General features: G+C 63.3%; 19 protein-coding genes and 1 tRNA gene. 6 read left to right on the top strand and 14 right to left on the bottom strand.

Annotation, left to right across the window (positions count from 1 at the left end):
- Positions 1-211: 211 nt before the first annotated feature.
- The 5 genes from ABD923_RS11735 to ABD923_RS11715 form a co-directional block, all read right to left on the bottom strand.
- Positions 212-898, bottom strand: coding sequence for an ABC transporter ATP-binding protein (locus ABD923_RS11735; protein ID WP_259549018.1), 687 nt, complete (start codon positions 896-898; stop codon positions 212-214).
- Positions 895-1644 (bottom strand): ABC transporter ATP-binding protein, encoded by a 750-nt coding sequence (locus ABD923_RS11730; protein ID WP_259549019.1) that lies wholly within the window; start codon positions 1642-1644, stop codon positions 895-897. Before ABD923_RS11730 ends, ABD923_RS11735 begins: the two co-directional genes overlap by 4 nt.
- Positions 1637-2620, bottom strand: coding sequence for a branched-chain amino acid ABC transporter permease (locus tag ABD923_RS11725; RefSeq protein ID WP_259549020.1), 984 nt, complete (start codon positions 2618-2620; stop codon positions 1637-1639). The genes ABD923_RS11730 and ABD923_RS11725 overlap by 8 nt, the downstream gene beginning before the upstream one ends.
- Positions 2617-3537: a branched-chain amino acid ABC transporter permease gene (locus ABD923_RS11720; protein WP_259549021.1), complete on the bottom strand. Its 921-nt coding sequence runs from the start codon at positions 3535-3537 to the stop codon at positions 2617-2619. The genes ABD923_RS11725 and ABD923_RS11720 overlap by 4 nt, the downstream gene beginning before the upstream one ends.
- 69 nt (positions 3538-3606) lie before the next feature.
- Positions 3607-4743, bottom strand: a complete 1137-nt coding sequence (locus ABD923_RS11715) for an ABC transporter substrate-binding protein (RefSeq protein ID WP_259549022.1) — start codon at positions 4741-4743, stop codon at positions 3607-3609.
- 956 nt (positions 4744-5699) lie between these two features.
- On the opposite strand from ABD923_RS11715, the gene ABD923_RS11710 reads away from it, so the two are divergent.
- Positions 5700-7157: a M81 family metallopeptidase gene (locus ABD923_RS11710; RefSeq protein ID WP_259549023.1), complete on the top strand. Its 1458-nt coding sequence runs from the start codon at positions 5700-5702 to the stop codon at positions 7155-7157.
- A 32-nt stretch (positions 7158-7189) separates the two neighbouring features.
- On the opposite strand, the gene ABD923_RS11705 is transcribed toward ABD923_RS11710, so the two are convergent.
- Positions 7190-8095, bottom strand: coding sequence for a LysR family transcriptional regulator (locus ABD923_RS11705; protein WP_259549024.1), 906 nt, complete (start codon positions 8093-8095; stop codon positions 7190-7192).
- Between the two features lie 73 nt (positions 8096-8168).
- Here ABD923_RS11705 and ABD923_RS11700 point away from each other — a divergent pair, with 73 nt between their 5' ends.
- The 4 genes from ABD923_RS11700 to ABD923_RS11685 are packed head-to-tail and all read left to right on the top strand — an operon-like array spanning position 8169 to position 12594.
- A complete protein-coding gene (locus ABD923_RS11700; protein ID WP_345229483.1) occupies positions 8169-9485 on the top strand; it encodes a TRAP transporter large permease in 1317 nt (438 codons plus the stop codon).
- A gap of 26 nt (positions 9486-9511) precedes the next feature.
- Positions 9512-10489: a TRAP transporter substrate-binding protein gene (locus tag ABD923_RS11695; protein ID WP_345229482.1), complete on the top strand. Its 978-nt coding sequence runs from the start codon at positions 9512-9514 to the stop codon at positions 10487-10489.
- A gap of 54 nt (positions 10490-10543) precedes the next feature.
- Positions 10544-11140 carry a TRAP transporter small permease gene (locus ABD923_RS11690; protein ID WP_259549028.1) on the top strand — a complete coding sequence of 199 codons (597 nt, stop codon included), beginning with the start codon at positions 10544-10546 and terminating at the stop codon, positions 11138-11140.
- 29 nt (positions 11141-11169) lie between these two features.
- Positions 11170-12594, top strand: coding sequence for an N-acyl-D-amino-acid deacylase family protein (locus ABD923_RS11685; RefSeq protein WP_259549030.1), 1425 nt, complete (start codon positions 11170-11172; stop codon positions 12592-12594).
- 256 nt (positions 12595-12850) lie between these two features.
- Here ABD923_RS11685 and ABD923_RS11680 read toward each other — a convergent pair whose 3' ends face one another.
- The 8 genes from ABD923_RS11680 to ABD923_RS11645 all read right to left on the bottom strand — a co-directional run bounded on the left by ABD923_RS11680 (position 12851) and on the right by ABD923_RS11645 (position 19184).
- Entirely contained in the window at positions 12851-13054 is a 204-nt protein-coding gene (locus ABD923_RS11680; RefSeq protein ID WP_259549032.1) for a hypothetical protein, read from the bottom strand.
- Positions 13055-13230: 176 nt separating this feature from the next.
- Positions 13231-13307: transfer RNA gene (locus ABD923_RS11675), tRNA-Pro, on the bottom strand.
- Between the two features lie 55 nt (positions 13308-13362).
- Positions 13363-14334 (bottom strand): DMT family transporter, encoded by a 972-nt coding sequence (locus tag ABD923_RS11670; RefSeq protein WP_259549033.1) that lies wholly within the window; start codon positions 14332-14334, stop codon positions 13363-13365.
- Positions 14335-14391: 57 nt separating this feature from the next.
- Positions 14392-15492, bottom strand: a complete 1101-nt coding sequence (gene leuB, locus ABD923_RS11665) for a 3-isopropylmalate dehydrogenase (protein ID WP_259549040.1) — start codon at positions 15490-15492, stop codon at positions 14392-14394.
- Between the two features lie 99 nt (positions 15493-15591).
- Positions 15592-16500, bottom strand: coding sequence for an endonuclease/exonuclease/phosphatase family protein (locus ABD923_RS11660; protein ID WP_345229504.1), 909 nt, complete (start codon positions 16498-16500; stop codon positions 15592-15594).
- A 110-nt stretch (positions 16501-16610) separates the two neighbouring features.
- Positions 16611-17357, bottom strand: a complete 747-nt coding sequence (locus ABD923_RS11655) for a hypothetical protein (protein WP_259549043.1) — start codon at positions 17355-17357, stop codon at positions 16611-16613.
- Positions 17358-17711: 354 nt separating this feature from the next.
- Complete coding sequence (gene leuD / locus ABD923_RS11650; RefSeq protein ID WP_259549045.1) at positions 17712-18317, bottom strand: 3-isopropylmalate dehydratase small subunit; 606 nt, start codon at positions 18315-18317, stop codon at positions 17712-17714.
- Positions 18318-18386: 69 nt separating this feature from the next.
- Positions 18387-19184, bottom strand: a complete 798-nt coding sequence (locus ABD923_RS11645; protein WP_259549047.1) for a DUF4198 domain-containing protein — start codon at positions 19182-19184, stop codon at positions 18387-18389.
- Between the two features lie 55 nt (positions 19185-19239).
- Here ABD923_RS11645 and ABD923_RS11640 point away from each other — a divergent pair, with 55 nt between their 5' ends.
- Positions 19240-20328, top strand: coding sequence for a HupE/UreJ family protein (locus tag ABD923_RS11640; protein WP_259549050.1), 1089 nt, complete (start codon positions 19240-19242; stop codon positions 20326-20328).
- Positions 20329-20340 lie beyond the last annotated feature (12 nt).

Genomic DNA, 20340 nt, shown 5'->3' with positions numbered 1-20340 from the left:
CTTGCACCGGAACAGCAGCCATTCGACGTCGCACTCGCGAACGATCCAAACCAGCATAGGACGAGCAGGCCGCGCCACACTGTTGCATACAATCAGGACCGATCTTCACGACACTGCGCATTGATCGCTGTCAAAGTCAGTTGGGATGAAAGATTGGCAATGTCAAGCAAACGAGTGAATTCCGCAGTGGCGCACTGCAAAGATTAACCCCTCACACACCGATGTAGCGCTCACTCGTTTCGGCATCCAAATCAGCCATAGCGCCCTCCCAGGCCACCTGGCCGCGGGTGATCAGGATAGCCCGGTCGGCAACTTGCCGTAGCTCCTTCAGCGTTTTGTCGATGACCAGAAGCGCGAGACCTGTCTCGGCCTTGAGACGCGCGACAGCTTCCCAGATTTCGGCGCGGATGAGCGGGGCGAGCCCCTCCGTCGCTTCATCGAGGATCAGCAGACGCGGGTTCGTCATCAGCGCGCGACCGATTGCGAGCATCTGCTGTTCGCCGCCCGACAGCGTCGAGGCGCGTTGCTTCTTCCGCTCGCCCAAGCGCGGGAAAAGCGCGAAGATGCGCGCAAGGTCCCAGTGTCCGGGCCGTGCGGCGACAAGCAGGTTTTCCTCCACGGTGAGGTCGCGGAAACAGCGCCGTCCTTCTGGCACCAGCCCGATCCCCAGCCGTGCGGCCTGATGGCTGGACAGCCGGGTAAGGTCGCGCCCGTCGAAACCGATTTGCCCCTCGGCTGGCAGCATCCGGCAGATCGTTTTCACCGTCGTGGTCTTGCCCATGCCGTTTCGCCCCATCATGGCGACCGCCTCGCTCTGATCGATGCTGAGGGTCATGCCAAACAGGGCCTGGCTGGTGCCGTAACTGGCCGTGACGTTTTCAAGGGTCAGAAGCGTCACGCGTCTTCTCCCAGGTAGGCGTCGCGCACGGCGGCATCGGTGCGGATCGCGTCCGGCGGACCACTGGCGATGATGCGGCCGTAGACCAGCACACTGATCCGGTCGGCCAAGGCAAAGACGGCGTCCATGTCATGTTCGACCAGCAGGATCGGCGCCTCGTGCCGGAGTTGGTCAAGCAGGGCGGTCATCCGCTGCCCGCCTTCGGCACCGAGGCCGGCCATGGGTTCGTCCATCACGAATGCCGACGGCTTCAAGGTCAGCGCGACTGCAACCTCTAGCTGCCGCCGTTCCCCGTGGCTGAGGTCGGACGTGCGCATCGCGGCCTTGCCCAGCAAACCGACCCGGTCGAGCGCCGCCTCTGCCGATGCGCGCAAGGCCTTGTCCGAGATCACCCGGCTGAACAGGCGCCACGGGTTGCCCGCCGCCCCCAGGGTGCCCAGCATCGCGTTTTGCAGGACAGAATCCTCCATCGCCAGCGCCGAAATCTGGAAGGTCCGCGCAAGGCCCATCCGGGCGCGGGCCCGCGTCGGCAGGCGTGTCACGTCTTGCCCGTTCAGGCGGATCACTCCGGCGTCGGGCGCAAGCGTGCCGCAAATCTGCGCGATCAGCGTGCTTTTGCCAGCGCCGTTCGGGCCGATCACGGCATGAATCTCGCCGGGCCTCAGGCTGAGGTCGATCTCGTCCGACACCACGAGCGCGCCGAAACGCTTCGTCAGGCCGCGAATATCGAGAACCGGTTCAGTCATGGCCTTTTGCCTGCCCTGCCAGAAGCCCGATCACACCCCCGCGGGCAAACAGCACGATGCCGAGCAGCACGGCGCCGAGGTAGATGTGCCAGTAGTCGCTCAGGTCGCCCAGGACATGCTCCATCGCGACGAACAGAACCGCACCCGCCACCGGCCCGAACAGGCGCGCCACACCGCCCAGGATCACGAAGATCATGATCTCGCCCGACATGTGCCAGCTGAACATAGTGGGGCTGACGAAGCGGTTGAGATCGGCAAAGAGCGCACCGGCCAGACCGGTGATCGCCCCCGAGATGACGAAGGCCAGCAGTTTCGCCCTTTGCCCGTTCAGGCCCACGGTTTCGACCCGGTGCGGCACCTGGCGGGCCGCGTTCAGCATGAGCCCGAAGGGCGAGCGCGCGATGCGGGCCGACAGCCAGAGCGCCCCACCGAGCAGCACAAAACAGAGGGCGTAGAACTGGATCGGGTCGAGCGTGTTCAGGCCGGGAAAGCTGTTGCGAATGTAGATCGACAGCCCGTCCTCGCCGCCATACGCGCTCCAGGAGATGGTGAAGTAGTAGAACATCTGACCGAAGGCCAAGGTGATCATGATGAAATAGACGCCGGTGGTGCGCAGGGACAAAAGCCCGATCACGAACGCCGCGAGCGCCGAGCAGAGGATGGCCACCAGCCAGATCACCGGCATGGATTTCGTCCCCTCGATCGCCAGCGTGTCGGGGAGCATCGGTGAATAGATCTGGGCGTGATAGGCGAGGATGCCCATGGCATAGCCGCCGATCCCGAAAAACACTGCATGACCCAGTGAGACCAGCCCGCCCAACCCGAGGGCAAGGTTCAATCCGACGGCTGCAAGCGCAAAGATCACCGCACGTGTGGCCAGCGTGATCGTAAATGGCTCGCCCGCGACATGCGCCCAGAGCGGCACACCGATCAGCGCGGCGACAAGGGCAGAGTTGACGTAACCTTCGCGGGTCATGTGCGCACCCCGAACAGGCCGGTCGGGCGCCAGATCAGCACGGCCGCCATCAGCAGGTAAATGGCCATCGACGACAGCGAGGCGCCGATCTGGGTGGCCGATGCCGGCTCCATGAACAGCTTGAAGACCTCTGGCAGGAAGACACCGCCCAACGTGTCCGTCAGGCCTACGATCAGGGCCCCGACGAAGGCCCCCTTGATCGAGCCGATGCCACCAATCACGATAACCACGAAGGCAAGGATCAGCACGGGTTCCCCCATACCGACCTGCACCGACTGAATTGCACCGACCAACGCCCCGGCCAAACCCGCGAGGGCGGCCCCCAAGGCGAACACGAAGGTGTAAAGCGTGCGGATATCCACGCCGAGGGCCGCGATCATCTCGCGGTCGTTCTCACCGGCGCGGATCTGGATGCCGATGCGGGTCTTCGCAATCAGCAGCCACAGGCCAAGCGCTACGGCCAGCCCCGCCGCGATCAGCGCCAGCCGATAGCGCGGGTATTCGATGCCGCCCGGCAGGGTTACCGGCCCCGACAGCAAAGCAGGCGTGTCGAGGTAGAGGGGGAAAGACCCAAACAGAGCCCGCGTCCCCTCGGAAAAGATGAGGATCAAGGCGAAGGTCGCAAGCACCTGGTCAAGGTGGTCGGTATGGTAGAGCCGCCTGATTACCGTCATCTCAATGAGGGCGCCTGCCATGGCCCCGGCTGCCATCGCCGCGACGACGGCCAGCAGAAACGAGCCCGTCAGCCCGGCAACCGTCGCAGCAATGAATGCGCCGATCATGTAGAGCGACCCGTGGGCGAGGTTGATCAGCCCCATCACGCCGAAAATCAGCGTCAGCCCCGCAGCCATCAGGAACAGCATGACCCCGAACTGAAGCCCGTTCAGCACCTGTTCGACGATCAGGATCGCGGACATATTGGCCTTACCTCACGCGTTGGGGCCGGCCCCTGCGGACCGGCCCCAGTGTTTCACTCTGATCGTGGATCACATCGAACAGTCGTCTGCATAGGCGTCGCCGCGATCTTCGAGGGCCACGCCGATGAGGCGGTTGGTGAAGATCTCACCGTCCTGCACCACCTCGCGGACGTAGATATCCTGGATGGGGTGGTGGTTCGGTCCAAAGGTGAACTCGCCACGGGTCGAGGCGAAATCGGCCGCGCGCAGCGCCTCGCGGAAGGCGTCCGGATCCTCGTTGGGGTCCGCGACCTCCAGCGCCGAGAGGATCAGGTTCGCGGTGTCGAAGCCCTGGCTGGCATAGAGCGACGGGATACGGCCATAGGCCTCTTCGAAGGCGGAAACGAAGGCCACGTTCGCTTCGTTCTCAAGATCGGGCGACCATTGCGAGGTGTTGACGACGCCCAGGGCATCCGCGCCGACCGCCTGCAAAATGCCCTGATCGAACGAGAAGGCCGGTCCGATCACGGGAATATCGAGCCCGCTATCCGCATACTGCCGCAGGAACGAGATCCCCATGCCACCCGGCAGGAAGAAGAACACGCTGTCCGCACCCGAGGCCCGGATCTGGGCGATCTCGGCGGCGTAGTCGGTCTGGCCCAACTGCGTGTACAGCTCCCCGGCCAGCTCACCTTCGTAGAACCGCTGATAGCCCGACAGGGCGTCCTGCCCGGCGGGGTAGTTCGGTGCCAGGATGAAGCTGTTGGTGTAGCCCGCCGTGTTGGCATAGGCGCCCGCGGCCTCGTGCAGATTGTCGTTCTGCCAGGCCACGTTGAAGTAGTTCGGATGGCAGCCGCGCCCCGCCAGTTGCGAGGGGCCTGCGTTGGGCGAGAGGTAGAACACATCCTGCGCCGTCACCGAGGGCACGACGGCCATGGCCAGGTTCGACCAGATGATGCCGGTCATGATGTCCACGTCCTCGGCCTGGATCATCCGATCGGCAAGCTGAACGGCGACGTCAGGCGCTCGCTCGTCATCCTCGATGATCATTTCGATATCATCTCGGCCGGCTTGTTCCAGCGCGAGCAGGAAACCGTCGCGCACATCGATGCCGAGCGATGCGCCCCCTCCCGAAAGCGTCGTGATCATCCCGATGCGTGTCTCGGCGGACGCCGCGCTTCCAAGCGCAATCATCGAGGCCAGGAGTAGAGTGGCTTTCATGGTCATCTGATCCGTCCCTGTTGTCGTGTTCTTTTTCCCGGTGCTGATCGTCCCCGTATCCGCGCCGGGGTCAACCCTGCAACCCGGTCCGGCGCCACCTTTGCCGCGTGGGACAGGAGATCGCCCCGGCCTTGGGTTCTGGTGGACAGCCGAAATAGGAAAAATGACCTTAGCCGGGCCGAAGCCCAAGGTTTCTGCGCATGATCCGCGCAGCAAACGCGGGAAATCATGATCGCATCTGGAGGCATGCTGCCAGTGCGCCGTTTGGCGATTCAGCCTTCTTTCATGCACCGTGGTTCGCCACACGTGAAGCCGTCAGGTGTGTGATACCTGTCAATCACGAGAAACGAGAAACGCGCATTGGGTCAAATCTGTCAACTGACCGCTCGAAAGGCCAGGTTTTATTGACGTTGCGGTTGTCGCGCAGGCGACGAAAAGTTGGCATCGGTTAACTTCAAATGGTGATTTTTCCCGACAGACGTTATCGCCGGATACCACGGGATAGAGGATGTCCGGCATTCTCGCTTCGGCCGACAGAGGCAAATTTGCGCGCCGGGGATCGGTGGCGCCAGAACACATCCCCATGAGCCGCTGTGGGATTTCCTGGGTCTTCTCCCATCGATCCTTCGGGCGATGGAGATCTGGCCATTCCTTGTCGTGTTCAAAGGCAGCGTCGGCGCCACGAATTCCCCATGTTGTGGCTTGGGCATTGGCACACCTGTTGGGGGGCTGCCTGATCAAAGTCTTTGGGGCCATGATCGGCACATGTGCGGTTGTGGGCGGCGATGACGATACTCTAACCTGTCGTCGTGTTTCGGTGGAAACACGGACCCTTCGGACGTCCCGGCTTGCGGTCGCCACTGCACAAGGCCCGCTAACATCAGTGGTCTTCGGCAGGTCGAGTTGGCGACGTCCGTGAACAGCGCTGACCTTTTCTCTCAATGGCCGCGAAAGGAAATGAAATGCGGATCGCACTCGCGGGTTTTCATATCGAATCAGCGGCGTTCCTGCCGCAAGTGTCGTCGCGCGCCGATTTCGAGGAAGCGGCGACCAGGGGGGCCGATCTGATTGCCGCGTGGCAAGGAACCAACACGGCAATCGGCGGCTTCATCGACATAGTCCGCGATGCGGAGATGGAGATCGCTCCACTGGTCTACACCTATCTCGGGGCGCTCGGACCGGCCTCTGATGACGCGGTACTCGCCTTCTCGAACGAGATCGCCGAAAGTGTTCGGCAGACTTCGCCGGACGGTGTGCTGCTGCACCTGCATGGCGCGTCTTGGGCGGAGGGATTCGAAGATGTCGAGCGGCATTTCATAGATCTGGTCCGTGACGCGGTCGGGCCTGACATTCCGGTGGTTGTCGCGCTGGATTATCATGGCAACATCGACAGCCGAACTCTGGCGCAGGCCGACGCGGCCTTTGGCTATCACCATTCGCCGCATACCGACATGGGCGAGACTGGCCGGCGGGCCGCGCGGTGCATCGTGCGTATGCTTAGGGACGGGGTGCGACCCGCGATGGCGGTGGCGCGACCGGGGCTGGCGGTGCCAAGTATCTTCAGTGCCACCGCGCGACCGCCTTTGGCTGGTATCATCGCGCGGGCTCGGCAGATGGAAGCAAGCTGTCCCGGTTGGCTCGACATCTCCGTCATGGCGGGCTTTTCCTACGCCGACGCGCACAATACCGGCTTCTCAGTCATCGCGGTTGCCGATGATGCCGTCGCCGCGGCGGCGGCCGCCGACGAGATTTCTGATCTTATCGGCGCGCAAAAAGAGGCCCTGTATCGCCCCGAGCGCGTGCATTCGGTGGACGAGGCAGTGGCGCTCGCTCTTGAACCGCCAGCAGCGCGCCCCTTGGTGTTATTGGAGCATGCGGACCGGACGAATGACTCAACTTACCTGTTGTCGGCCCTTGTCGACGCCGGGGCAGATGGGGTGGCTGTGCCGATGCTGTGGGACAGCGCGGCTGCGCAGGCCGCCCATGCCGCAGGGCAGGGCGCACGCGTGGAGCTGGAGATCGGCGGCTGGAGTTCGCCCGCGGCAGGGCCGCGCCGGGTGTATGAATGCGAGGTTCTGCGCTGCGGTCCGTTGCGCTACGAAATGTCGGGACCGATGCTGACCGGTATGGAGGTCGATCTGGGCATGACGGCCCTGGTGCGGATCGGTGGTGTCACGGTCAGCCTGGTCAGCGCCTTTGCCTTTGCCGTCGATGAAGATGCCTTTACGATCTTTGGTCAGGAAATGCGCGATTTCTCGACCATCGTTCTGCGTTCCAAGACGCATTTTCGCGCCGTTTATGAACCGCTGGCAGAGCGCATCGTCATTGTTGACACGCCGGACCACGGCCCCGCTGATCTGACGCGATTGCCCTATACGCGCCTCGACCGGGCCAATACCTACCCGTTCGCCGCGCGGTAAGCATCAGGGGGTCACTCTGCCGCCTGTTGGGCCTATTGTGTCTCGGCCAGTGTTGTCGTCATCGCTGTGATCAGCCGCGCCGGCATGCCCATGCTATCGGGTGGGCGGCGGGAAAAGGCGTAGACATTGAACTCGGGTGCTGGATCTAGGGGGCGCACAACCAGAGGCCCATCGGGCGATATCTGCGCGGCCGTGAAGGAGTCGACGACGGCGGGTCGGCCAAGGGCAGCACACAGGGGCAGCATCGCTTCGAGCGAGAAACAGGTGATCGATCCTGCGACCTCCTCGAGATCCGGCAGCAAAGTTCGGGCAAGTTTCCCCAAGGGTCGATCGCCCGGCATTGCGATGCAGTCCGTCAATTCGCGCACCGCTGCCTCTGGGACGCTGGACTGGCTTGCCAGCGGGTGGTCGCGGGGCAAGAGCAGAACCAGTTTGCCACGACCGATGCGGGTTCGCCACAGATCAGCGGCTTCCACCAGCCCGGCGCAGAATCCGAGGTCCGCCTGGCCCGAGCGAAGGGCGGCCAGCTGCTCCAGCGCATTGCCGAGCGTGATATCGAGCGACAGCGCAGGGTGCGCCGCCCTGAGCGCGGCAAGCGCGCGCGGCAGGTGGCGCTGTGCCAGCAATCCGACGCTGATTACGGAAAGCCGCCGTCCAGCACCGGTGTGCAGGTCCTGCACCGTGGCACGCAATCGTCGCAACCCCTCGCCGATAAACCGGCTATCGACGTAGAGGAAATCTGCCTCGGCCGTGGGCACCACCCGACCGCGCTGCAGCAAGAACAATCCAACCCCGAGCGCCGCCTCCAGGTCACGCACATGCTTGCTGACCGTCGGCTGCGAGACCGACATCGCCTTCGCCGCGCCGGTAATCGACCCGCACTCGTAGACAGCGGAAAACGCTTGCAGTCGTTGGAGCGTGATGGCGCGTTCATCCATGCCCAAGGAATAGCCATAGGCTATGGGTTGAGCAAATTCTTTTTGTTTTGGATGAGATGTCCTGCGCCTAGCGTTGAAAACCGGTGAGACGCAAAAAAGGCGCATCATGCAAGTAGCGATCGTTCTGGGGTTTGTGGTTCTGGCGGTACTCTCGGGCGCGGCCATCGCCTATGCCATCGGCGCCGCCGCGGTGCTGACCTTTATTCTGTCGGACAACGTCCGTTACATGGCAGTGCTCCCGCAGCGTCTATTCAGCCAGCTCGACGTGTTCGCCTTTCTGGCGATGCCGCTCTTCATCCTGGCGGGCGACCTTATGAACCGGGGTGGTTTGGCGCGCGCCTTGATCGACTTCTCCATGTCCTTGGTCGGCCGGCTGAAGGGCGGGCTGGGGCATGTGAATATCCTGACCAGTGTCTTTTTCGCCGGCGTGTCCGGCTCGGCGGTGTCGGATGCAGCGGCCCTGGGCAATTCCCTTGTCCCCGAGATGCGCCGGCGCGGCTACTCGCTCGACTATGCGGCCGCCATCACCGGTGCCTCCTCCATCATCGGTCCGATCATTCCGCCAAGCTCGATCCTGATTTTCTACGGCGCGTTGATGGACACCTCGGTCGCCGCGTTGTTCGCGGCGGGCGTCGTGCCCGGGCTCTTGCTGGCGGCCGTGTTGATGGTGATGAACGCCTTCTACGCCTGGCGGGATGACCATCCTGGAGGCAAAGACATGGAGTTGCCCAGAATTCTGCCGTCTTTCCTGAAGGCGCTGCCGGCGCTCACCTTGCCGGTGATCATCCTCGGCGGCACCCTGTTCGGTCTCATGACGCCGGCCGAAGCGGCGGCTGTGGCCGTGGTCGCGTCACTGCTGATCGGGATAGCCTACGGTCTCCTGGGGCCCGCCGACATCGTCGCCAGCCTGCACCGCACCGGCGTCTTGCTGGGGGCGTTGTTTATCATCCTGTGCGCGATCTCGACCTTCAGCTACCTCGCCGCGCTGATGCAGTGGCCGCAGGCCATCGCGGGGCAGATCGACGATTGGGGCGTTGGGCCGCTGCAATACCTAATGATGATCAACGTCCTGTTCCTGCTGGCTGGCATGGTGATGGATGTGAAGGCGGCGGTGGCGCTTTTTGCGCCGATCTTTGTGCCGGTTGCCATCGCCATGGGGATCGACCCGGTGCATCTGGGCATCGTCATCTGCTTCAACATTACCGTTGGGCTTTTGTCGCCGCCCTTGGGGGGTGTGTTGCTCATCCTCGCGACCGTCGTGCGCATGGATTACTGGCGCTTGATCCGGGTCACACTGCCGTTCTTGCTGGCCGAGATGGGCGTGTTGATGCTGCTGACATTTAATCCCGAAATCAGCCTCTGGCTCCCGACGACGCTTGGGCTGAGATAACGATCACCACAGGAGAGGAAAGAAAGATGAAACATCTCGTAATGACGACCCTCGCGGGTCTGCTTGTCGCGGCGCCAGCCTTTGCCATCGACGTCAAGATCGCGCTTAACGGAGCCAACGATCCCGAGACCAACGCCGAAGCGGCGTTCATCGAAGGCTTCTCAGAGGCGCTGGACGGCACCGAGTTCACCGTGTCGGTGTTCCCTTCGAATACACTGGGCAGCGAGCGTGAGCGTTTCGACCAGATCGCCCAAGGCCTGCTGGAAGTGAATCTCGCAACCGCCTCAACGCCATACGGCATGAGCCCGATGATGCGCGGCGTCGCACTCCCCTTCATGTTCGAGAGCGCGGACGAGTTCGACGCGGTGATGGCCCAGACTGACCTGTTGCCAATGATGAATGAACCGCTGCTTCCCAACGGCATTCGGCTGGCCGGTTTCAATTACATCGGGATGCCCATCGGCATCCACAACACCTCGGTGCCGGTGACCACGATGGAGGATCTTCAGGGCCTGCGGTTGCGCGCGTTGAACGCCGAACAGCTCGCATACATCCAGGCGCTTGGCGCCTCTGGCACGGTCGTGTCCTGGGCCGAAGTGCCCAACGCCATCCAGACCGGGGTGGCGGATGGCTACCTCAACCCGCCGAACTCGGCCATCCGGACCGGACATACCGAGTTTCTGCGCCATTTCACGCAGGCCAGCATCGCACCATCGACCCGGATCATCCTGGTCTCCGAAGACTGGTATGGCGCACTCTCCGATGAGGAGCAGGCCCAGATCGACGCCGCCATCGAGGCAGGTATCACCGCCAACCGTGAATGGATCGAGAACTGGTCGGGCATCGTCGAGCAACGGCATGTGGATGCAGGCGTCACCCTCTCCACCCTAGAGGAAGGCGAGCGAGAAGACATGGTCGCCGCCACCCGCCCCACGTGGGATGACGTGATGGAGCCTGATCATCTGCAGGCCTTCATCGACGCCGTCGCATCCGTGCGAGACTGAGCCAACTCGCCGGCTCCCGTATAGCGGGAGCCGGCCTCACCGGAGGCCGCCATCATGCTGCGACATGTCAAGACAGGTGTCTTTGCGCTCAGCAACGGGATCGACCGGCTGGCCGGTGCCGCTGCCATGTTCTTTCTCGTGGCGCTGGTCGTCGTCGTAATGATCCAGGTGCTCGCCCGCTATGTCCTGAATGCACCGCCGCCCTGGACTGAGGAGCTGGCGCGATATGCCATGATCTGGGCCGGGCTGATGGGGGCCACGCTATCCTTCAAGCGCCGGTTTGATCCGGCGCTGTTCTCGGGGGCATCGGCACGGGGGCCTGGAACCTCACCGCTGTTGGCGGTGGCCGCTGGCATGATCCAGGCCATGGTGGTGCTGGTCTACCTTTTGCCGATCCTGTGGCACAGTTTCTATGGCCCGGGCATGAACCCGGAACGCAGCTTTCTGGTCCGGCATTCGCGGATGATGGCGCAGACGCTCGATTTCCCCACCATTCTCGTCGCGGTTTCGGTGCCGCTGATGATCGTCTTCGTGCTGATCCATCTGGTCGCGCGTGTGCTCGGTGATCCCGGGCCGCAGGGCGAGACACCCCCGGAAGACGCGATGGCGGCGGCACCGCACTCGGGCGACATGCCGCCGCCGCCGCGCTGACTTTTTCAACAACCGCTATCGGAGACCCCATGCAGGCCGACATCGTGTTCCGCAACGCCACCGTCATCGACGGCACCGGCGCGCCCCGTTTTACCTCCAGTGTCGCCGTTAGGGATGACCGTATCGTGGCCGTCGGGACGCTGGAAGAGTGGAGCGGCGGCACCGAGCATGACTGCACCGGTTTCGTGCTTGCTCCGGGCTTCATCGACCCACACGTCCACCACGACGAGATCGTCCTGACGGACCCCGACATGGCGTGCATGACCAGTCAAGGTGTGACCAGCATCATCAACGGGAACTGCGGCTTCTCGATCGCGCCCCTGACCGCGCGCGGATCGCTGCCAGCGCCGCTCGGCCTGATCCTGACAGCGCAGGCACCTCGCTTCGCCAGCTATGGCGATTATCGCCGCAGGCTCGACGATGCGCCGCCAGCGGTCAACGCCGCTTGCCTCATCGGCCACGGCACTTTGCGCATCAACGAGGTTGCGGATCTCGGGCGCGCTGCCGATGCCGCCGAGTTGGCCGCGATGCGCAAGAGCCTCGACGACGCTCTGTCACAAGGCGGCGCGGGGCTGTCCACCGGAACATTCTATCCGCCGGCCCGCGCTGCACCGACTGCGGAGCTGATCGCGATGGCGGAGGTCGCGCAGGCGCATGGCAAACTCTACGTCACGCACATGCGGGACGAAGGCGACAGGGTTGTAGAGGCGCTGGAGGAAACGTTCGAGATCGGTCGCAAGGCCTGTTGCGGGGTTCATGTCTCGCATCACAAATGTGCGGGCCTCGCAAACCACGGGCTCTCCGAGACGACGCTCGGGATGATCGATGCCGCCCGTTTGCATCAGGATGTCGGTCTCGACACCACGCCGTGGATCGCATCTTCGACCATGCTCAACTCAGGTCGGCACAGGCAGGCGACACGGGTGATCGTGGCAGACAGCGAGACCCATCCCGAGCACTCCGGCCGCGACCTTGCTGACATTGCCCAGGACTGGGGGGTCGATCTGGACACGGCAGTCGAACGGCTGCTGCCGGCCGCCGGAATCTTCTTTGTCATGGACGAGGGCGACGTGCGCCGGATCCTTACCTATCCGGAGACAATCGTTTGTTCTGACGGGATCGCGCGCGGCAAGCATCCTCATCCGCGGGTCTGGGGCACGTTCCCCCGCGTTCTGGGCCACTATGTGCGCGATGTCGGTCTGTTCCCGCTTGAGACCGCTGTTCAGCGCATGACCTCGATGCCGGCCGATCGGTTTGGTCTGACAGGGCGTGGGCGCATCGCCGAGGGTCAGTTCGCTGACCTTGTGCTGTTCGATGCCGATCGCATTGCCGAGGCCGCGACCTTCGAAAGCCCTGTTGCGCCTGCCCATGGTATTCACGGGACGTGGGTCAACGGCCGCAAGGTGTGGTCCGACGGCGCCCCTACGGGGGCACGTCCTGGCCGCACGCTCTGACAGGGCGTGCGCCCGGTCATTCGACGCCAAGAACCCCGCCGAGTGTCTGAATTCGGTGCCGCGCAGGTGCCGGATCGGAGGTGTTAGCCAGGAGACGGATGAACGCAACCCACGCCTTTTCGTTCTCGGTCAGGCTGCTCTCGTCTGGCAGCCTGACGTCATCGACTACGCGATTATCCGTCAGTTCCCAACGATGCCCCCAGCTCTCCAAGGGGCGTAGAAGCTGGGTCTGTTGACGAGGCCGGGGTTGACGCAGTTACGTCTGCGCGCGCCAGAACCGGAAAATGCCGATCACGGTGGCCGGGATTGAATCGGCGGCCACGTCCAGTGTTCTGGCAAGCTCGTCCTGCGGTATGCCGAGCACCGAGTTTCCGTCAGCGCCGATCAGGTGGCAAAGGACGGGGATCTCTCGTCCCAAACGCGCGGCAGCAGCATGTTGAGCACTGGCCCACGTCATCATGTGACGGGGCTGGGCGGGTCACCGCTTCGACCTATGCACGCTTCAGCCCGCAGCACCTCAGGAAGGCAGCGGACGTGCTAGGCTTCGGCAAGCGATGATGTTGCACTCAAGGGGTGGCCCAAGGTTCATTGAACCTAAGAGCACTGTCTTTTTGTGCTGAAACTCACTGTGAAAACTGGTCGGAGTGAGAGGATTCGAACCTCCGACCCCTGCCTCCCGAAGACAGTGCTCTACCAGGCTGAGCTACACTCCGACCGTGCCGCGCGGGATAGCGCCGTGCGCAGGCCTTTGCAAGGGGGTTCGCACCACTATGCTTCGTGGTCGTCGTCGCGCCGCTTATCCCGCAGGAACGGCGAAATTCGGGGCGCGCCAGGAATGCCCGGCCGCTGGCGTGTGCGCAGAACGGGCGTGGAGGAAGACGCGCCGCGCCGTTCCTCGCGCAAGACGATGTAGAGTCCGGATGCGATGATGATCGAAACCCCGATCAGCGTGGCCCGATCCAGTGCCTCGTCAAACAGGAGAACCCCGTACAGCGTGGCCCAAAGGATCTGCGAGTATTGCATCGGCGCGACCATGATCGCTGGCGCGTGGCGATAGGCGAAAATCAGGCAACTGGACCCGATCAGGGCAAAGGCCGCGATCACGGCAAGCCCGGCCACGTCCTGCCCTGCCATGGGCTGATAGACGAAGGGCAGGGCCGCCCCCATCAGGATGAAGTTCGCCATCATCGGGTAGAGGATCAGAACGACGGGCCGTTCCTCGCGCCCGATCTTCCTCACGACGATCGAGGCGAAGGCACCTGTGCATGCCGCCAGCAGGGCCGCGCCATGCCCGGCGGTCAAGTCGGTTTGACCCGGTTGCAGAACCACGATGACCCCGGCAAGCCCAACGGCCACGGCTAGACCACGGCGAATGCCGACGCGTTCCCCCAGCAGCGGAATCGCCATCACCGTGATCAGCAGGGGCGAGGCGAAGAGAATGGCATAGACCTGCGCAAGCGGCAGCACCGAAAAGGCGTAGAAGGCGCAGGCGCCCGTGACGACTGCTGCCAAGGTCCGCGCTGCGGCCCAGACGGGATGCTTGGGGATCAGGTTCGCCTCGGCCCGGTCCCTGAGAAGCATGATCGTGACCAGCGGGAACCCGAACAGCACGCTGAAGAACACGATCTGAAAGGGCGAGTACGACCCGCCAAGATATTTGACGACCACGTCATGGGTCGAGAAAACGCCGAAGGCGACCAGCGCCAGCAGAACGCCTTTGAGATGACCGTTGTCGGACATCGTGGCCCGAGCCTTTCGCAGGTGGGCAGGGGCGTAAACCCCCGCCCGCCGGAAACATCAGCTTGCGGCCAGTTTCGCGACGATGGCGTCGCCCATTTCGGCAGTGCTGACCGGGGTGGTGCCCTCTTCGCCCAAAAGATCGGCAGTGCGCAGACCATCGGCCAGAACGGCCTCGACGGCCTTCTCCACCTTGTCGGCCGCGTCGCCGAGGTCGAAAGAGTAGCGCAGCGCCATGGCAAAGCTGAGGATGCAGGCAATCGGGTTCGCCTTGCCCTGACCGGCTATGTCGGGGGCCGAGCCGTGCACCGGCTCGTACAGCGCCTTGGGCCGGCCATTGGCCATCGGCGCGCCAAGGCTGGCCGAAGGCAGCATGCCAAGGCTGCCGGTCAGCATTGCCGCAAGGTCCGAAAGAAGGTCGCCGAACAGATTGTCGGTCACGATCACGTCGAACTGCTTGGGCCAGCGGGTCAGCTGCATGGCGCCGGCGTCGGCGTACATGTGCGACAGCTCGACATCGGGGTATTCGGCATCGTGCACCTCCTGCACCACGTCGCGCCACAGGATGCCCGATTCCATCACGTTGGCCTTCTCCATCGAGCAGACCTTGTTGCCGCGCTTGCGCGCCAGTTCGAAGGCCGAGCGGGCCACGCGCGCGATCTCGCTTTCGGTGTAGCGCTGCGTGTTGATGCCGACGCGCTCGTTGCCTTCCTTGTGGATGCCACGCGGCTCGCCGAAATAGACGCCCGAGGTCAGTTCGCGCACGATCATGATGTCGAGCCCGGCAACGACGTCCTTCTTCAGCGACGAGAAATCCGCCAGCGCATCGAAACACTGCGCCGGGCGCAGATTTGCGTAAAGGTCCATCTCCTTGCGCAGGCGCAGCAGGCCGCGCTCGGGCTTCACGCTGAAATCCAGCACATCGTATTTCGGGCCACCCACGGCGCCCAGCAGGACGGCGTCGACCTCCTGCGCCTTTGCCATCGTGTCGTCATGCAGCGGTGTGCCATGCGCGTCATAGGCCGCGCCTCCGACGAGGTCCTCGCTGACGTCGAACGCGATGCCCTGCGTCCCGAACCAGTCGATGATCTTGCGCACCTCGGCCATCACTTCGGGGCCGATCCCATCGCCGGGAAGGATCAGGAGAGAGCGGTTCGTCATGGCGCGATGTTCCTTGTTCAAGAAGCGTTGCTGTCGCCTAGCCTGCCGCGTCGGAAGGGTCAAGAAACGCACGGGCCGAGGAAGTGCCGAAACGAGAGGTCAGAAATCGATATCGACGAAGACAAGCCGGTGGTCAGACGGCGTTTCAACGGCCTCGCCCAGATCGTCCGGTTCCGTGCCATCCGGCCAGAGGACACGCGCGGCGCCAACTGCAAGATTTGCGGACGGCAGGATGTAATCGACCCGCAAGTCACCGGGTACCGGGTCGGTCCAATCGGCGGTTGCGGTGCCGCCATCGGCCCGCGTCGGCCGTGGGTCTTGCAGTGCGCGATGCGCCAGCAGATTGCGCAAGGTCTCACGCTGCCCCTCTCCGCGCTCGGGGTCGACATTGAGCGTTCCCATCAACGCGAAGTCCGGCGAGCTAAAAGCAGCGCCATTGGGGGACCATCCATCCAGGTATAGCGACCAGAATCGCAGTTCATCCGCGTTGCGCAGGCCGTTGCGATCCTCCGGCCCGTCAAAGACAGGCGTCGAGGCGTGGCTTGCGAGAATGTGGAATGGCCTGCCGTTGACCAGAACGGCCACATCCCAAGCCGCGACAGAATGCAGTCGTAAGACATCCAGTGCCTCGTCTGGTGTGACCAATGCGGCTGAACTGTCCGGAAGGTCCGCCCAAAGAAAGCTGCTGAAGTCGCGGACGGCTTCGACCGGGAACCGGGACAAGAGCATCATGCCGCCCTGCCCGGTGAACCAGCCATATCCATGGGCATCGCGTGGCCCGGTCGATATCCCATCCCCGTCAATGTCGTGGCCCGTCGGCACGCCTGAATTCACCGGCAAGGACAGGTGATGCGGATAGGCGAGGCCACGCTCGGCCAGCACCCCGGCCAGCGCGCCTGCAGTTGCGCCGCCAGCGTCGCTGTCGATGCCCTGGAGCAGGAGTATATCGGCTTGGGCAGCGGCGATCACCGAGAGCGTTGCCAGAACCTGAGGGTCATCGCCGGACAGGATATCGCGCAGCAGCAGGCCCGGGCCGCGGCGCGACAGGTCGGTATGGTATTGCGCGAGTCTCAGATCTTCGGCTGTCGTCGGGCCCGCGGTCAGCAGGAGTGCAACCGTTAGCCAGGCATAGCGACCGATTTGGGCGCGTCGGCGCCGATGGCTGCCGTCAGCCGGGCCCGGCGCTGTGCGATCATGTCCGCGATCCGACCCATGGCGAGGCCGCGCATCAACATGCTGAGCGGTATGAATGTCCACAGCGTCAGACCCCAGACCAAGGTGTGCGGCGACGAGAGCACGGCCGCGTCGATATGGTTGGCCGCAAGGACCGCCACCACCGGCAGAAGGAAAGGGGTGCAAAAGCCTAAGATAAGGTTAACGCGGCTGTCCCGGCGCAGGCGCTTGATGATGTCGCCACCGGTCGTCGGATCGAAGGTCGGCAGATTCACCCAGACGTTGAAGGCGAACCCCCGTGCCGGCCATTGATGCAACCGGACCAGCAGCGCGAACACGATCATGGAGACCACGGCCACCAGTAAAGAGATGCCGGCCATTCCGCGGATCTTGTCCAGCAGGAACGGGTCGATGCCCTCGGGCAGTTGCTCGATGATCAGGTTCATCGGACTGAACGGAAAGTCGAGGGCGCGAGAAATCATCAGGCCAAACGCGTTGACGATCAGCGCGAGGCTGGATTGCCCCTGCTCGGCCGTGACCACGATGCTGAGCAGGAAAAGGGACAGAAACAGCGACAGGATGCGTACGCGGTTGAAGGGCGGGGCATCGCGAAACTCGACGAGGCCCGGAAAAACCGCGGCGTATTCGACGCCGATGAAAACCGACAAAGTCAGGCCGACCAGCATGACCATCTGGGCGCCCTCGGTCGTTGTGCCGGGGATCATAAGCGCGGGGGTCGCGATCACGATCAACGTGATGAACGCCCTCAGCACAGCACCTGCAAGCTGAGAAATCACTACCTCTACCTCAACATCAAGAGCCGGTTACCCCGACTTCTCGCTAACAATTTGGTCAAGCAAATGTCCTGCCAGGTCCAATTTTGCGAAAATTGGCCACAGTGCAGTTCATCCTGCCCGATTTTTGCCACAAAGCTGCCCAGATTTGCCTTATTTTGGCAAGCAAACCCTTGGATTCAGACGCAAACGCCCCGCGCTTTGGCGGGGCGAGTGTCACCGAATTGCATCAGGTTAGATGTGCAGGGGGCGTTACACCCACGGGCGTTCCTGCGCGGATTTCGTCTCGAACGCGTCGATGGACGGCGCTTTTTCAAGGGTCAGCCCGATATCGTCGAGGCCGTTCAACAGGCAATGCTTGCGGAAGGGATCGACGTCGAAACTGATCGAGCCGCCATCAGGGCCGGTGATCGTCTGGTTCTCGAGATCGACACTGATGATCGCGTTCGCGCCGCGTTCGGCATCGTCCATCAGTTTGTCGACCTCTTCCTGCGGCAGAACGATCGGCAGAATGCCGTTCTTGAAGCAGTTGTTGAAGAAGATGTCCGCAAAGCTGGGCGCGATCACGCAGCGGATGCCGAAATCCAGAAGCGCCCAGGGCGCGTGTTCCCGCGAGGACCCGCAGCCGAAATTGTCACCGGCGACCAGGATCTGGGCGTTGCGATAAGCCGGCTTGTTCAGCACGAAATCGGGGATTTCCTCGCCGTTGTCGTCATAACGCATTTCGTCGAAGAGGTTTACACCAAGGCCCGAGCGCTTGATCGTCTTCAGGAACTGCTTGGGGATGATCATGTCGGTGTCGACATTGATCAGCGGCAGCGGCGCGGCGATTCCGGTCAGCTTGGTGAACTTTTCCATCTGGCACTCCTCTCGGTCCGGCGCTTCGATAGCGTGCGCGCGGGGGATCGGCAAGGGATCGGCAGCGTCTTAGGGCACCTCGAAGGTCAGGCTGGCCCATAGGGTGCGCCATTCCGCGCCTTCCGCCGGGTCCATCGCTTCGATCGCGACCGCATCGACCAGGTATTCGTGTCCGGCTTCGACCGGCAGAACGGCAATGCCCACCGCGTCGGTTCGATGCAGCGTGATCTCGACCTCGCCATCCGGGCCTTGGCTGAACAATTCGATCTGGGTATTGGCCCTGACCGCGCCGTCGAGCCAGAGTTGCACGGGCATCCCGTCCGACAGATCGTCGGTGTAGGGGTTGGCCAAGGCGACAAGTTCCGTGCGCAAGCCCATCACCCGGTCTTCACCTGCGCCGTCGCCCACGGCGACCAGCGATTTCGCAAAGCGGAAGTAGTGTTCCTGGACAGCGATCTGGTCGAGCCCGCGCTCGGCCTGCATCGTCGCGGCATCGCCGAGATCCTTGTGTTCGACGAAGCTGACGAACTGCTCCCACGTTTCCCAGGTCAGATCGAAGGCGGTGGTCTCATAGACGAGAACCGCCAACCCCTCGGGCATCTCGGCCATCGAGAAGGCAGGCATGTCGCCGATCCGCGCATCGACGGGCCGGACCTCATCGCCTGTGACAACATCCAGCCGGACCGCGCGGCGGGGAATATAGGCCTGCGGCACGCCTTGAAACTCCGTCCCGACGCGCAATTGCGCCTCGACCGTGCTGCCGGGATCGACACGATAGGCGGCCGGGTCGATCCACAATTCATGCGCCGCGACCTTGCCGCCGAGGGAAATCGCGGCAAGTGTCAGGGCGAAAACAGATCTCATCATCGGGAAATCCTTTTTCATGTCGGCTATGAAGGTCGTTCGCCACGCGCTTGTGTCAATGGCATTGCTTCTCACGGTTTTGCCAGCCGCATCACACGAGATCCGCCCCACCATAGCCGATGTCGAAGTGGGGGCCGAGCGTGTCACGCTGCGCCTGATCGTGACCCTGGAAAGCCTGATCGCAGGGATCGATCTGGCCGAGATCGACAACACGAACACCGCGCCCGAGGCCGCGATCTACGACCGCTTGCGAACCCTTGGCCCGGAGCGGCTGGAAGCCGCCCTGCGGGACGCGTGGCCCCGGATCCAGCGTGGCTTTCTGATCGAGGTCGAGGGAGAGCTTGTAACGCCCGACATCGTTTCGGTCGAGATCCCTGCGGTCGGCAACCTCGACCTGCCACGCGACTCGATCCTGACGGTCGGGGCCGAACTGCCACCGGGTGACGCGGGCGTGCGGGTTGGCCTTGCCCCGCAGTTCGGGACGTTCATTCCCCGGCAGGTCGGCGGAGGCGAGGACGCCTACGAGGGGTTCCTGGGGGTGGGCGAAATGACGCCCGAACTGCCCCGCGCCGCTGTCCTGACAGAAACCGCGGGGGCCGTTTTCCTCCGCTATATCGGTGCGGGCGTCGAACACATCGTCCCGCTGGGGCTGGACCATATCCTGTTCGTGTTGGGCTTGTTCTTTTTCGCGACGCAGCTTGGCCCGCTTTTGTGGCAGGTGACGGCCTTCACCGTGGCCCATACCATCACGCTGGCCCTGGCGGCCACGGGTGTGGTGACGGTCCCGGCCAGCATCGTCGAGCCGCTGATCGCGGCGACCATCGTTTTCGTCGGTATCGAGAACACGCTCGGCTTTGGCACGATCAAGGGGCGCACGGCGCTGGTCTTCGTGTTCGGCCTGCTGCACGGGCTGGGGTTTGCATCGGTGCTGGGGGATTACGGCATCGCCTCGGGTCGGTTCCTTTATGCGCTGGTCGGTTTCAACATCGGCGTCGAGATCGGGCAGTTGATGGTCATCCTCATCGCGTTTTCGCTGGTGGGTTGGTTCATGTCGCGCGCATGGTATCGCAAGGCGATCGCCATCCCGGTCTCGCTGATAATCGCCTCCATCGGCGCCTATTGGGTGGTCGAGCGCACGATCCTCTGAGCTTCTTCTGAC

Origin of the sequence: [Roseibacterium] beibuensis, assembly GCF_039542305.1 — a bacterium.
GTDB lineage: Bacteria > Pseudomonadota > Alphaproteobacteria > Rhodobacterales > Rhodobacteraceae > Roseibacterium > Roseibacterium beibuensis.
The sequence above is the reverse complement of the archived record's forward strand: the minus strand, read 5'-3'. Positions and strand labels throughout refer to the sequence as shown.